Genomic DNA, 12924 nt, shown 5'->3' on the forward strand with positions numbered 1-12924 from the left:
AATCCTTGATCGGTCGAGGGCGTCAGACCCGGTCCCGCAACGCCCGGATCCGGCCGAGCAGCTCGTCCACCTTCGCCTGGCCCGCCCGCAGCTCGGTGAGCCGCCGGGTGGCGGCACCCAGCGCCTTGGCCCGCTCGCCGGCCTCCATCCGCAACGCCTTGTCCACCTCGCGCAGCTCCGCCTCGATCGCGTCGACCCGCTTGCCCAGCGCGTCGTCCAGCGCCAGCGAGAGCTGCTGCTCGGCCTCGATCAGCTGCTCGGCCACCAACTGGTCCACGGTGGACCGCGCGTCCGCGATCGCGTCCGACAGCCACTGCTTGAGGTGCTGCTTGTCCGCCGAGTGCTTCCGGGTCCGGGCCATCCACCAGCCCGCGCCCAGGCCCAGCACGATGGTCACCGGCAGGACGACCGGGTTCAGCGCGGCGACACCCAGGCCCGCCAGCGGCATCGCGGCCAGCCGGCCCGCGCCCAGGCCGCCGGACACGCCCATGAACACCAGCAGCTTGTCCTCGGCGGTCGGCGCGCGCTTCTCCGGCGGGCGCAGCACGACCGGCGGCGTGACGCCGCGCGCGAACTGGCCGCGGATCACCGCCAGCTCCTCCGGCGAGAACAGGTCGGCCAGCGCCGAGTCGGCGACCCGCGACAGCCGCACGGCCAGGCCGCCGCTGATCCGCCCGGAAACCATCTGCAGCGCGGCGTCCACCTGCTGCGGCAGCGCGGCCAACTGCTCGCGCGAGGCCGCGTCGATCGCCGTGCGGAACCACGTCTGCACGTCCCGCATCTGCCGGCTGACCTCGTGGCTGCCCTCCACCCGCGCCCGCTGCACCTCGCCGCGCAGCCGCACCTGCCAGCTGCGGGTGGACGACCGGCGCTGCGAGTTCAGCTCGTCGCGCCGCTCGCGCAGCGTCTCGGCCTCCTCCTCGCCCGAGGACAGCGCCCGCTTGTCCGCCTCGCCGCGCGCGACCAGCTCGTCCAGCACGGTCGCCAGCGCGCGCAGCCCGTTGGCCTCGCCGAGCATCGCCGCCCGGCCGACCACCAGCTCCTGCAACGCGCCTTGCAGGTCCCCGATGCCGGACCGCTCGCGCAGCATCGCCGCCGCGTCCGGGTTCGGGGCCTTGAACGCCAGCTCGAACATCCGCGACGACACCGGGTGGAACGTCGCGCCCGCGAACCTCGGCGCGTGCTCGGCCAGCAGCGCCTGGTCGGCCTCCAGCACGGTCCGCCAGCCCCGGTACTGGTCGACCTTGGTCAGCGCGAACACCACGGTCTCGACGCGTTCCCCGACCGTGCGCAGGAACTCCAGCTCACCCCGGGTGAACGGCGCGGACGCGTCCACCACGAACAGCAGCGCGGTCGCGTTCGCCGCCGCCTCGGCCGCCAGTTCGCCGTGCACCGACTCCAGCCCGCCGACGCCCGGGGTGTCCACAACGGACAGCCGCTCCAGCAACGGGATCGGCGCGTCCACCTCCACGTACCGGGGCGGCAGCATGCCCTCGGGCAGCTCGTGCGCCGCCGACACCCAGTTCACCAGCTCGGCGCGGTCGAACGGGACCGGGGACATCGAGCCCGGGTAGCACGCCCGCGCCGCCCACTGCGCGCCGTGCCGGAACACCAGGTAGGTCGCGGTCGCCACCTCGGCGTCCACCGGCGACAGGCCCGGCGTCGCCAGCAGGGCGTTCACCAGCGAACTCTTGCCCCGGTTCGTCTCGCCGACGACCACCACCGACGCCGCGCCGCCGCGCCGGGTCTCGACGAACGCCGCCGCCTGCGGGTCGATGCCGCGGACCAGCGCGGTGAGCCGTTCGCGGGTCTGCCGGACCGTCTGGGGGAGGGTGCTCATCGCACCGTGTAGACGGTCACGATCGGCGCGCGCAACGTGCGCCCCCGGTCCACGAACCCGACCACCTCGGTCTCCGCGACGAACCCGTCCAGCGACGTGTCGTCGGTCGGCACCGTGCCGCCGGCCTCGTGCACGGACGGGTCGAAGCGCTCGCCGTCCGGGCGCAGCGCCAGCACCCCGATCCCGGCCAGGCCCTCCTCCAGCCGCTCCATCACACCCGAACTGCGGGCGCGGTCCAGCGCGTACAGGCACAGCTGCACCAGTGCGCGCCGCTCCGCCAGCGCCTGGTCCAGCAGCTCGCCGGCGATGGTCGTCTCCACGTCGGGCTCCGACGCGTCCGACGGGTATTCCGTTCCGCTTGTCATCGCCGCCCCCGCAGTTGTTGCCAGATCAGGAAGTACGCCCGGTGCACCACGTGCGCCACGCGGCTCTGCGCGGGCGTCGCGCCGAACGACGCGAAGGACCGCCACCAGCCCGCGCGCTCCAGGGCGTGCGCGACCAGTTCGGGCAGCGGCCGGCCGCGCAGCCCCAGCTGCTCGGCCACGTCCGGCGAGGTGCCGAACCGCAGCACCTCCTCGGCCAGGTCGGCGGGCATCGCCACGGCACCGGTCGCGACCAGCGTCAACGCCTCCAGCAGGCGCAGCTGGTGCGCCTCGGGCTTGGCCAGCAGCACCTCGATCGCGTCGTGCACGCGCTGCCGCTCGTTCGGGTCGCCGGACGCGGCGGCCAGCGCGGTGATCGACGCGAGCGCGGCGGCGGCCTTGATGCCGTCCGCGCGCGACCGGAACACCGCGTTCAGCTTGCCGCGCACGCCGTCCAGCCCGGACGCGTCGAGCAGCTTGCGGCGCAGCGCGCCCGCGGTGATCGCGGGCTCCGCGTCCAGCGCGGTCAGCGCGCAGCGGATCCCGTAGAGGTCGAGCTTCTCCAGCAGCCGGGTGCGCACGCCCACCGCGACGTCGCACTCCCACGTCACGAACAGGTCCGCCGAGATCAGCATCGTCTCGCGGGTCGCGTCGTCCAGTTCGGCGAGCCGGCGCAGCGCGTCCGCGTCCGCCGAGGTGAACCCGCCGGTCTCGACCGACTCGGCGACCAGGCCGATCACCGGGAGCACGTCCGCGACCCGGGGCTTGAGCGTGCGCGCCTGGCGCTCGGCCAGCAGCACGGCCGCCTTCCACGTGTCGCCGCCCGCGCCGTCGACCGTCTCCGCGGCGATGGTGTCCGCCTTGTTCAGCACGGCGATCGCGTTCACCGGGCCCGCCTCGCGGCCGGCCGTGGCGGCGGTGAACGCGGCCAGCGCCTGGTGGTCGTCGTGGCGCACGCCCTGCGTCACCACGTAGAGCACGGCCTCCGCGCCGGCCACCGCGTTGCGGGACACCGGGTCCAGCTCGTTGCCCAGCAACGCCTCGGTGCGCGCCACCGACGCGGCGTCCAGCGAGCCGAGGCCGGGCGTGTCGATCACGGTCAGGTCCCGCAGCACGGCGTTGGTCAGGTACGCCTCGACGTGCGAGACGTCCGCGACGTCCACGCCGAGGTCGGCCGGGATGCCGCCGCTCGGGTCGAACGGCAGCACCTGCTTGCGGCCGTCGGTGAACACCACCTCGACGCGGTCCACCGTGCCGTACTGGAACCGGGTGACCAGCCGGGTGCACTCGCCCACGTCCGTCGGCGCGACGCGACGCCCGATCAAGGCGTTGACCAGCGTCGACTTGCCGGACTTGATGCGCCCGGCCACGGCCACCTGGAGCGGCGCGGACAGCCGGCGCAGCACTTCGCCGAACCCGGCGGCGGTGTTCGGCGACACCTGGGACCGGAGCCCGGCGCACAGGTTCGCCACGGCGGCCGAGAGCGGGCCGGCGAGCTGCTGCGCCTGGGCGGTCACCCGCAGATCGTGCCACGACCGGGTGAGGCGCGGTTTGTGAACGGGTCGGCGGGGGTATTCGGCGAGCCGAGAGGGAGGTCACGTCATGGGACAGGATTACGCGGTGTTCCTGCTGCTCGGCGTGGTGCTGGTGCTGATCGACGGCCAGCTGATCTACCGCAGCGGGCGGGCGTACATGCGCCGCGCTTACGGCGACCCCGAGGCCGCCAAGTCGATGACCGCGCTCGCCACCGTGCTGTTCCACCTCGTGGTGCTCGGGCTGCTGGCGCTGGTCTCCATCATCAACGTCGACACCGGCGACGCGGCGAAGAACGTCGTGGTGAAGCTGGGCATCGTGCTGCTGCTGCTCGCCCTGGTGCACGGGGTCACGATGCTGATCCTGGGCCGCATCCGGGACCGGCAGATCCAGCAGCAGATGGCCGACGAGATGTCCCGCGAGCACCAGGAGTACGAGCGGGAGCACCACGTGCCGTCGCAGTCGCCCCGGATCGAGCCGGTCAAGCCCGCCGAAACCGACCCGGTGCAGATCAAGACGACCCGCTGAGCGTCATCCGCCTGGAGGATTAGTCGAGGTCAGCCCGTGGCGCGACGCGGGCCGGCCGGGGCTCTACCTAACCTGGTCACGTGCGTCGGTTGAGCCTGTGGATGCGAGCGCACCCGGTGTTCGGGGATTCCCTGATCGCCGGGTTCCTCGCGGTGTTCGACCTCGGCGCGATGTCGGTCGCCGGGAGCGTGCCGGTCCCGGCGCTGCTGCTGGTCGGCGCGCTGCTGATCGTGCCGCTGGTCTTCCGGCGCAAGTACCCGCGCGGCAGCAGCTACGTGATCCTGGCCGGCGGCATCCTCCAGCTGCTCACCCACGGCGGCCCCGACGACGGCCTGCCGGTGCGCCCGGCGGACTTCGCGCTCGCCTTCGCGCTGTACACCATGGTGGCGTTCCTCGGCCGAAAACCGGCGCTGATCTACGGGATCTGGCTGACCTGCGGCACGTTCGTGTGGGCGGCCTGGCGGATCGAGCGGCCACTGGAAGCCGCGTTCGCGGTGTTCATGATCGCGGTGGTCTTCGGGTTCAGCTGGGCGCTGGGCGAGTTCGTCGGCGCGCGCCGGGCGTACCACTGGGAGCTGGAGAAACGGCTCACCATGCTGGAGACCGAGCGCGACCAGCAGGCCCGGATCGCGGTCGGCGAGGAGCGGTCGCGGATCGCGCGCGAGCTGCACGACGTGGTGGCGCACGCGGTGTCGGTGATGGTCGTGCAGGCGGACGGGGCCGGGTACGCGATCAAGTCGAACCCGGAGCTGGCCGAGGCCGCCATGCGGACCATCGCGGACACCGGGCGGCAGGCGCTGACCGAACTGCGGCGGCTGCTCGGCGTGCTGCGCTCGGAGGACCAGTCCGGCACCCAGTGGGCGCCGCAGCCGGGCGCGGCCGACCTCGCGGAACTCACCGAGGGCCTGCGCGCGTCCGGGCTGCCGGTCCGGCTGGAGACCACCGGCGACCTGCGTGCCCTGCCCACCGGGCTTGGGCTGGGCATCTACCGGATCGTGCAGGAGGCGCTGACCAACACGCTCAAGCACGCCGGCGCCGGCGCGTCGGCCGTGGTCCGGGTCGCCCAGGAGGGTGATCGGGTCGAGCTGGAGGTGGCCGACGACGGGTTCGGCACGCCGCACGACATCGTCGCGGTGTCGGGCGGCAACGGGTTGATCGGGATGCGCGAGCGGGCCGGCGTGCTCGGCGGCACGCTGGAGGCCGGGCCGAACCCCGGTGGCGGCTGGCGGGTGCGCGCGGTGCTCCCGCTGGTGCCGTCATAGGGTGGGGGACGTGATCCGAGTACTGCTGGTGGACGACCAGGAACTCATGCGAATGGGCTTCCGGATGGTGCTCGGCGCCCAAGAGGACATCGACGTCGTCGGCGAGGCCGGCGACGGGCTCGACGCGGTGCACATGGCGGCGTCGCTGCGGCCGGACGTGGTGCTGATGGACGTCCGGATGCCGGTGCTCGACGGTGTGGAGGCGACCAAGCGGATCGCCGAGGCCGGCACGGCGAAGGTGCTGGTGATGACCACCTTCGACATGGACGAGTACGCGCTGTCGGCGCTGCGCAACGGCGCGTCCGGGTTCCTGCTCAAGGACACCCCGCCCGGTGACCTGGTCTCGGCGCTGCGGGCGGTGGCCTCCGGCGACGCGGTGGTGTCGCCGTCGGTGACCAAGCGGCTGCTCAGCCGGTTCCTCGGGGAGAGCGGCGGCGAGCTGCGCGACGCCTCGGTGCTGGAGGCGCTGACCGAGCGCGAGCGCGAGGTCTTGGTGCTGATCGCCAAGGGCCTGTCCAACACCGAGATCGCCCGCAAGCTGTTCCTGTCCGAGGCGACGGTGAAGACCCACGTCGGCCGGATCCTGGCGAAGCTCGAACTGCGCGACCGGGTGCAGGCCGTGGTCCTGGCCTACGAGACCGGCCTGGTCCGCCCCGGCGACGTCTGACCCGCCGGCCGCGCGGCGGGCCGGACCACCGCGACGGGGTGCGTCACAGCGGCCCGGCCGCGCCGGGTCGGGCTCAGCGGTAGTCGGCGGCGTCCGCGGTCGCGAGGTCCACCTCGGGCTTCACGACCTCCTCGTACCAACGGCCCCAGTCCGGCTTCGAGCCGTCGACGTCGGTGAAGCCGTACTCGCGCATGAGCGTCCAGGACGCCAGCGCCTTGCCGGTGAAGCGCTCCCGCTCCGGGTCGGCCGCGAGCGCGGCGATCGCGCGCCCGACGTAGCGGGGCGTCTCGGACATCGCGTAGTGCGGGTCCTGCGCGATCGCGTCCCGCCAGTTCTCCTCGGTCACGCCGAAGTGCTCCAGCATCTGCTCGGAGCGCAGGTACCCGGGCGTGACCGCGACCGAGGTCGTGCCGAACTTCGCGACGTCCCGCGCCAGCACCACGCCGAACCGCCGGATCGCCACCTTCACCGAGTCGTAGGCGAGCATCCCGGAGTAGTACTCGTCGCTGTCGCCGTCGGTCACCTCGACCACCAGCCCGCCCGGCCGGGCCGTCACCAGCGGGATGAGCCGGTGCAGCGTGACCAGGTGCGCCTGCACGCTGTTGCGCCACATGCCCAGCTGCCGGTCGAGGTCCTGCTCCCAGAACGGCTTGAAGTCGGTGTCCGCCTCACCGCCCCACACGTCGTCGACCAGCACGTCGAGGTGTCCGTCCCCTTCGGACTCGATCCGCGCCCGGAACGCGTCGACGTCGTGCGCCACGGTGAAGTCGCACCGCACCGGGATGCCCCGGCCGCCCGCCGCGTCGACCAGTTCGGCGGTCTCCTCGATCGTCTCGTCCCGCCCGATCGGCGATTTGCCGGCGCGCGTCGACCGACCGCCCACGAACACCGTCGCGCCCGCCGCGCCCAACTCCACCGCGATCGCCCGACCGGCGCCCCGCGTCGCCCCCGTGACCGCGGCCACCTTGCCCCGCAACGACATTCAGCTCCCCTTCCGCCACGCGGCCAACACCGCGTCCAGATCCTCGGCCAGCCGGTCCGCCAGCGCCCCGCGCGGCCGGACCGACCAGTCCATCGACACGCCGAACAGCAACCCGGTGAGCACCCGCGCCGCGCGTTCGGGCGGCGGACCGCTCGGCAGGTCCACCTCCCGGGCGAGCACGAGCACCGTCCGCTCGGTCACCGCGTGCAGCTCGGCGAGCAGCGCCCGCAGTTCCGGGTCGACCAGGTCGACCCCGAGCTGCGCCAGGTGGTTGCCCGCCTCGACCGGGTCCGTCATGTCCTCGAACCAGGTCAGCAGCCCCGCGCGCAGCCCCGTGATCGGGTCCGCGCCCTCGGCGGCGGCCAGCATCCGGCGTTCCACGTCCGCCGCGACCTGCCTGGTCAACGCCTGGAGCAGCCCGCCCTTCGAGCCGAACCGCTGCGCCACCGTGCCCACCGAGACACCGGCCTCGGCGGCCACGTCGGCGACGGTGAACCCCGGCCCCTTGCGGCCGATGACCACGCCGGTCGCGGTCAGCAGGCGCTCGTCGGTGATGCTCTTCGGTCGTGCCACCCGGTCATTGAACCACAGTTATTGAACCATGGTTCACTAACGTCGTCCATTAGGGTGAGGCCAGTGAGTTGGAGACCACGCCTCATCGCCCTGGACATCGACGGCACCATCACCCCGGTCGGCCGGGAGGACGTCGCCCCCGCCGTGCGCGCGGCCGTCCACCGCGCGATCGACCACGGCGCGCACGTGGTCCTCGCCACCGGCCGCAGCTTGATCGGCGCCCGCCCCGTCGCCGACGACCTGGCGCTGCGCGGCACCACCGCGATCTGCTCCAACGGCGCGGTCTGGTGGGACACCGACTCCCGCGAGGTGGTCCGCAAGCTCGGCTTCGACGCCGGCCCCACCGTGGACGTGCTGCGCGAGGTGTTCCCCGGCGCGGTGTTCGCCACCGAGCTGACCGGCGTCGGCAACCTGTCCCTGGGCCGCTTCCCGGACGGCGACCTGTGGGGCGAGGTCCGCGAGGTGTCCGCCGGCGAACTCACCGCCGAGCCCACGGCCCGCCTGGTGATGCGCTGGATCGACCGGACGCCGGAGGAGGTGTCGCTGCGGATGCTCGACGTGGAACTGCCCGGCGTCACGTGGTGGGTGGACAACCACGAACCGTGGGTGACCGTGTCGCCGGCGGGCGTGACCAAGGGGTCGGCGCTGGAAGACCTGCGGGTGCGGCTCGGAGTGTCCGAAGAGGACACCCTGGCGATCGGCGACGGGCACAACGACGTGGAAATGCTGAAGTGGGCGGCGCACGGCGTGGCGATGGGCCAGGCACCCGCGACCGTCCAGGCGATCGCGAACGCCGTCACGGGGACCGTGCTGGAGGACGGCGCAGCCGCCGAACTCGACCGCTGGTTCGCCTAGCCACTCTGGACCGAAAGGCGTTGCCACGCCGACGTTCTCACGGCAGACCCCCGGAGCTTCGGGGGTCTTCGCCCGCGCTGATCCGCGCCGTCAGCCGCCGTGGTGGTCGTGGCCCGCGCCGGTCGGCTGGAGGGTGCGCGGGGTCTGGTCCTCCGTGCCCGGCTGGACGATCACGAACTGGCCCATCATGCCCTTGTCCTCGTGCTTGAGGATGTGACAGTGGTACATGTACGGCGTCTTCGGGTCGGTGTGCCGGCCGAACTCCACGGCCAGGCGCACCTTCGTGCCGCCCGGCACGAACACCGTGTCCTTCGGGCCGCGCAGGTGCTCCGGCGGCTCCTCGCCGTCGATGGTCAGCACCCGGAACGCCACCTCGTGGATGTGGAAGTTGTGCTCGTAGGTGATGTTGTCCAGCTCCCACACCTCGCGCGCGCCCGCCGCGACCACCTCGTCGACCCGCGCGAGGTCCATCTCCTCGCCGTTGATGTTCGAGCCGCCCAGGCGGAACTTCCGCACCCGGTCACCGGGTTCGACCGGGGCGCGCGCGGCGAGCCTGCGGGGCAGCGCCGGTGACGGCAGGAGTTGCCGTGCCGCAACGAACTTGAGCAGGTCGTAGTCACCGCCCTCGACCGCGCTGTCGCCGGGGAACCCGCGCAGCACGACCTGCTCGCCCGCCCGGAACTCCGCGACGACCTCGAACCGCTCGCCCGGACTGATCCGCACCCGGTCGACCGTGACGGGCGCGGGCAGCAGACCGGCGTCGGAGGCGATCACCTGGAACCCCCGGCCGTCGGCGAACCCGATGGCGAAGACGTGCGCGTTGGAGCCGTTGAGGATCCGGAAGCGCACCCGGGTCGTGGTCACCTCGAAGAACGGGTCGTACGTGCCGTTGACCAGGATCTGGTCGCCGAGCAGCCCGAACGTCCCGGCGAACGCCTCCGCCGGCTGCCCGTCCCCGTCGAACACCTTGTCCTGCACGATGAGCGGCACGTCGTCCACGCCGTACGCGTGCGGCAGCTCCGCCGAGTGCTCGTCGTCCACGATGAACATCCCGGCCAGCCCCCGGTAGACGTGCTCGGACGTCACGCCGTGCGGGTGCGGGTGGTACCAGGTCGTCGCGGCGGGCTGGTCGACCGTCCACGTCGGGTTCCACGTGCCGCCGGGCCCGATCATCTGGTGCGGCCCGCCGTCCATCGCGGCGGGCAGCCGCATCCCGTGCCAGTGCAGGGTGCTCGCCTCGGGCAGCAGGTTGGTCACCGCCATCGCCACCTCGTCGCCGCGCCGCGCCCGCAGCGTGGGGCCGAGGTAGTCGCCGTTGATGCCCCACGTCCTGGCCGGCTTGCCGGGCAGGAACTCGCTCTGCCCGGGGCGCAGCAGCAGCGGGAACCGCTTGACGCCGTCCGGTCCGGGCTCCGGGTCGAGCACGGGCGGGATGCGCAGGCGGTTGGTGAACCCCAGGCTGCCCCGGTTGCCCTCCGCGCCGCCGCAGCCCGCGAGCGCCAGTCCCACCAGCCCGGTCAGGGCGAAGAAGCCGCGTCGTCTCATGGCGGCAACACTGCTGATCAAGACCGGGTCGCCGCATCGGCCCGGGACGGTAACCGGCGGGGTACGTCCCCGGCGGTAGCGTCATACCCGCGCGGTACGTCCGCGGTGTCCGCGCCGGGCTGACGCGGTGACCGGCACCCACCCGCGAGATTTGCCGCCATGAAGCGACTCGCCCTCCCGCTGGCACTCACCGCCGTCGCGTTCCTCACGCCCGCCGCCCGCGCCACCCCCGTGCAGGCGGTCGACATCGCGGTCTCCCCCGCCGGCTTCACCGCTCCCGCCACGCTCACCGCCGGCTCGGTGACGTTCCGGGTGTCGTCCACGGACCCGGACGGCGCGTGGCTCGGCCTGGTCCGGCCACGACCGGGTGTCACCCTGGAGCAGTACCTCGGCGACCTGGAACGGGCGATGGGCGCGGACCCCGTCGAGGGCGGCAAGGCGGTGGCGCGGGACGTCGACCTGCTCGGCGGCGTGGCCGTCGCCCACGTCCCGGCGTCGGCGACGCTGCACGTCACGCCCGGCTCCTGCTACCTGGTGGACTTCCGCGACGTCGGCCGGCCCGACCTGGCCGGCCGGGTCCGCCCGGTGCGGGTCGCGGCGGGCCACGCGCCGGCCGGCGTGCGCCCGGGGTCGACCGTCGTGGCGCTGGACGGCCGCTACCTCGCACCGCCCGTGCTGCGCGGCCCGGTCCGCTTCGTGAACCTGTCACCGCAGGCCAACGAGGCGATGCTGATGCCCGTGCGGCCCGGCGCGACGCTCGCCGACATCGACGCGTTCTTCGCCCACCGCGCCCCGGCACCGTTCACCGGCGGCCCGACCGGCGTCGTGCCGCTGTCGCCGGGGCGGTCCGCGGTGCTCGCCCACGCCCTGCCCGCCGGCCGGTACGCGCTGGTCACGTGGGTCACCGACGTGCGAACGGGCAAGATGTTCGCAGCGGGCGGGATGCGCGCGCTGGTCACGGTGGAGGACTGACGTGTCACGGGTGCCACTCGCCGACGTCGCGCTGGGCGGCGGCCTGGCCGCGCTCGTGCTCGTGCTGACCCTGCTCCAGGTCGGCCCGCCCGGCCCGGACGGGTCGTCGGGCTGGGGCGCGGCGGTGCTCGCGGTGGCGCTCGGGGCCGCCCTGGTCGTCCGCCGGCAGCTGCCCGCGACGACGTTGGTGCTGGTCAACGGGATCGTCATCGCCTGGTACGCACTCGACTACCACGGCCGCACGATCACCGTCGGCGCGCTCGTCGCCTGTTACACGCTCGCCGCGCACCGGGGCTGGAAGGCCGGCGTGGTCGGCGGGGTGGCGACCGCGCTGGTCACCGTGCTCACCGTCCGGTTCACCATCGGCGGGACCTGGTTCGGCGAGCAGGTGCTCAACGCCATCCCGCTGGAGGCCGCCGCCACGGCGCTGGGCGTCGCGGTGTTCTCGCACCGGGCGTTCGCGGCCGGCGCGCGGGACCGGGCCGAGCGGATCGCCCAGGCCAGGTCCGAGCAGGCCAAGGCGCAGGCCGCCGAGGAGCGGCTGGAGATCGCCCGCGAGCTGCACGACGTGTTCGGGCACACCATGGCCGCGATCAGCGTGCAGGCCGGGGTCGCGGTGCACGTGATGCGGCGGCGGCCGGAGCAGGTCGTGGAGTCGTTGAACGCGATCAAGCGGATCAGCGACGACGGGCTGGCCGAGGTGCGCGTGCTGCTGGGCGTCATGCGGTCGCCGAACCTGCGCGCGCTGACCGCGTCCGGCGGGTTGGCGCACCTGGACAAGCTGCTCGACGTCGCGGGCGTCGCGGTCGAGCACGCCGCGACCGGTGCCCGCCCGGTGCCCGTCGGCGTCGACCTGGCGGCGTTCCGGATCGTGCAGGAGTCGCTGACCAACGTGCGCAGGCACGCACGGGCCACCAAGGTGCGGCTGAGCCTGGAGTACCGGGCGGACGAGTTGGAGATCGTGGTGCGCGACGACGGCGTCGGGGCGGCCGCCGGGCCCGAGGCGGTCGGCGGGCACGGCATCGAGGGGATGCGGGCGCGCGCCGAGGCGCTGGGCGGCACGCTGGTCGCGGGTCCGGTGGACCGCGGTTTCGAGGTGCGGTGCGTGCTGCCGATCGAGGAGGTCGCCGCGTGATCAGGGTGCTCATCGCCGACGACCAGGCGCTGGTGCGCGGCGGGTTCCGGGTGCTGGTGGACAGCGAGCCGGACATGACCGTGGTGGGCGAGGCGGGCGACGGCGGCACGGCCGCGAACCTGGCCCGCGAGCTGCGGCCGGACGTGGTGCTGATGGACGTGCAGATGCCGGGCGTGGACGGGCTGGAGGCGATCCGGCGGATCGCGGCCGACCCGGAGCTGGGCGGGGTGCGGATCCTGATCCTGACCACGTTCGACGAGGACGACTACGTGATCGAGGGGCTGGCCGCCGGCGCGAGCGGGTTCCTGCTGAAGAACACCGACCCGGGCCAGCTGCTGCACGGCATCCGGGTGGTCGCGGGCGGCGAGGAACTGCTCAGCCCCGGCCTGACCCGGCGGCTGATCGCCCGGATGACGTCGCGCGCGGCCGTGGACCACGACGTGTTCGCGCAGCTCACGGCCCGGGAGCGGGAGGTGGTGGCCCTCGTCGCGCAGGGCCTGGGCAACGACGAGATCACCCGCGAGCTGGTGATCAGCCCGGCCACCACCAAGACCCACGTCAGCCGGGCGCTGGCGAAGCTGGGCGCACGCGACCGCGCCCAGCTCGTCGCCCTGGCCTACCGGCACGGCCTCGTGCGACCGGGCTGACCCCGGGCGCGACGACCGCGGCC

Annotated in this window: 13 protein-coding genes; 7 read left to right on the forward strand and 6 right to left on the reverse strand. The window is 73.6% G+C overall.

What is annotated here, in order from left to right; genetic code table 11:
* Window positions 1–22: 22 nt before the first annotated feature.
* The 3 genes from AC0HI0_RS34080 to AC0HI0_RS34090 are packed head-to-tail and all read right to left on the reverse strand — an operon-like array spanning window position 23 to window position 3719.
* Complete coding sequence (locus tag AC0HI0_RS34080) at window positions 23–1840, reverse strand: dynamin family protein (RefSeq protein WP_480927581.1); 1818 nt, start codon at window positions 1838–1840, stop codon at window positions 23–25.
* Window positions 1837–2310, reverse strand: a complete 474-nt coding sequence (gene grpE / locus AC0HI0_RS34085) for a nucleotide exchange factor GrpE (RefSeq protein ID WP_480927582.1) — start codon at window positions 2308–2310, stop codon at window positions 1837–1839. The genes AC0HI0_RS34080 and grpE overlap by 4 nt, the downstream gene beginning before the upstream one ends.
* Complete coding sequence (locus AC0HI0_RS34090) at window positions 2202–3719, reverse strand: dynamin family protein (RefSeq protein WP_480927583.1); 1518 nt, start codon at window positions 3717–3719, stop codon at window positions 2202–2204. The genes grpE and AC0HI0_RS34090 overlap by 109 nt, the downstream gene beginning before the upstream one ends.
* 85 nt (window positions 3720–3804) lie before the next feature.
* On the opposite strand from AC0HI0_RS34090, the gene AC0HI0_RS34095 reads away from it, so the two are divergent.
* The 3 genes from AC0HI0_RS34095 (at window position 3805) to AC0HI0_RS34105 (ending at window position 6192) form a co-directional block, all read left to right on the forward strand.
* Complete coding sequence (locus AC0HI0_RS34095; RefSeq protein ID WP_480927584.1) at window positions 3805–4263, forward strand: hypothetical protein; 459 nt, start codon at window positions 3805–3807, stop codon at window positions 4261–4263.
* A gap of 80 nt (window positions 4264–4343) precedes the next feature.
* On the forward strand, window positions 4344–5525 hold the full coding sequence (locus tag AC0HI0_RS34100) for a sensor histidine kinase (RefSeq protein ID WP_480927585.1): 1182 nt from the start codon (window positions 4344–4346) through the stop codon (window positions 5523–5525).
* A 10-nt stretch (window positions 5526–5535) separates the two neighbouring features.
* Window positions 5536–6192 (forward strand): response regulator, encoded by a 657-nt coding sequence (locus tag AC0HI0_RS34105; RefSeq protein WP_480927586.1) that lies wholly within the window; start codon window positions 5536–5538, stop codon window positions 6190–6192.
* Window positions 6193–6265: 73 nt separating this feature from the next.
* Here AC0HI0_RS34105 and AC0HI0_RS34110 read toward each other — a convergent pair whose 3' ends face one another.
* Together AC0HI0_RS34110 and AC0HI0_RS34115 are read right to left on the reverse strand one after the other, a co-directional pair.
* The gene (locus AC0HI0_RS34110) at window positions 6266–7174 is read right to left on the reverse strand and encodes an SDR family oxidoreductase (protein WP_480927587.1); all 909 of its coding nucleotides are present in this window, start codon (window positions 7172–7174) and stop codon (window positions 6266–6268) included.
* Window positions 7175–7747, reverse strand: a complete 573-nt coding sequence (locus tag AC0HI0_RS34115) for a TetR/AcrR family transcriptional regulator (protein ID WP_480927588.1) — start codon at window positions 7745–7747, stop codon at window positions 7175–7177.
* A 63-nt stretch (window positions 7748–7810) separates the two neighbouring features.
* Between AC0HI0_RS34115 and AC0HI0_RS34120 the strand changes: the two genes are divergently transcribed.
* Window positions 7811–8602, forward strand: a complete 792-nt coding sequence (locus AC0HI0_RS34120; RefSeq protein WP_480927589.1) for an HAD family hydrolase — start codon at window positions 7811–7813, stop codon at window positions 8600–8602.
* A gap of 90 nt (window positions 8603–8692) precedes the next feature.
* Here AC0HI0_RS34120 and AC0HI0_RS34125 read toward each other — a convergent pair whose 3' ends face one another.
* Entirely contained in the window at window positions 8693–10147 is a 1455-nt protein-coding gene (locus AC0HI0_RS34125) for a multicopper oxidase family protein (RefSeq protein WP_480927590.1), read from the reverse strand.
* 159 nt (window positions 10148–10306) lie between these two features.
* Between AC0HI0_RS34125 and AC0HI0_RS34130 the strand changes: the two genes are divergently transcribed.
* From AC0HI0_RS34130 to AC0HI0_RS34140, 3 genes are read left to right on the forward strand one after another with little or no spacing between them, the layout of a single operon-like run.
* Window positions 10307–11119: a hypothetical protein gene (locus AC0HI0_RS34130; protein WP_480927591.1), complete on the forward strand. Its 813-nt coding sequence runs from the start codon at window positions 10307–10309 to the stop codon at window positions 11117–11119.
* 1 nt (window position 11120) lies between these two features.
* Entirely contained in the window at window positions 11121–12254 is a 1134-nt protein-coding gene (locus tag AC0HI0_RS34135; RefSeq protein WP_480927592.1) for a sensor histidine kinase, read from the forward strand.
* Window positions 12251–12901, forward strand: a complete 651-nt coding sequence (locus AC0HI0_RS34140) for a response regulator (RefSeq protein ID WP_480927593.1) — start codon at window positions 12251–12253, stop codon at window positions 12899–12901. The genes AC0HI0_RS34135 and AC0HI0_RS34140 overlap by 4 nt, the downstream gene beginning before the upstream one ends.
* Window positions 12902–12924: the final 23 nt, after the last annotated feature.

The sequence above is a fragment of the Saccharothrix sp. NBAS 001 genome, assembly GCF_056640475.1.

Bases quoted from the DNA above. Each gene is read 5' to 3' on its own strand.
- AC0HI0_RS34110 (WP_480927587.1), bottom strand. From the start codon at position 7,174: ATGTCGTTGCGGGGCAAGGTGGCCGCGGTCACGGGGGCGACGCGGGGC.
- AC0HI0_RS34125 (WP_480927590.1), bottom strand. From the start codon at position 10,147: ATGAGACGACGCGGCTTCTTCGCCCTGACCGGGCTGGTGGGACTGGCG.
- AC0HI0_RS34095 (WP_480927584.1), top strand. From the start codon at position 3,805: ATGGGACAGGATTACGCGGTGTTCCTGCTGCTCGGCGTGGTGCTGGTG.
- AC0HI0_RS34080 (WP_480927581.1), bottom strand. From the start codon at position 1,840: ATGAGCACCCTCCCCCAGACGGTCCGGCAGACCCGCGAACGGCTCACC.
- AC0HI0_RS34130 (WP_480927591.1), top strand. From the start codon at position 10,307: ATGAAGCGACTCGCCCTCCCGCTGGCACTCACCGCCGTCGCGTTCCTC.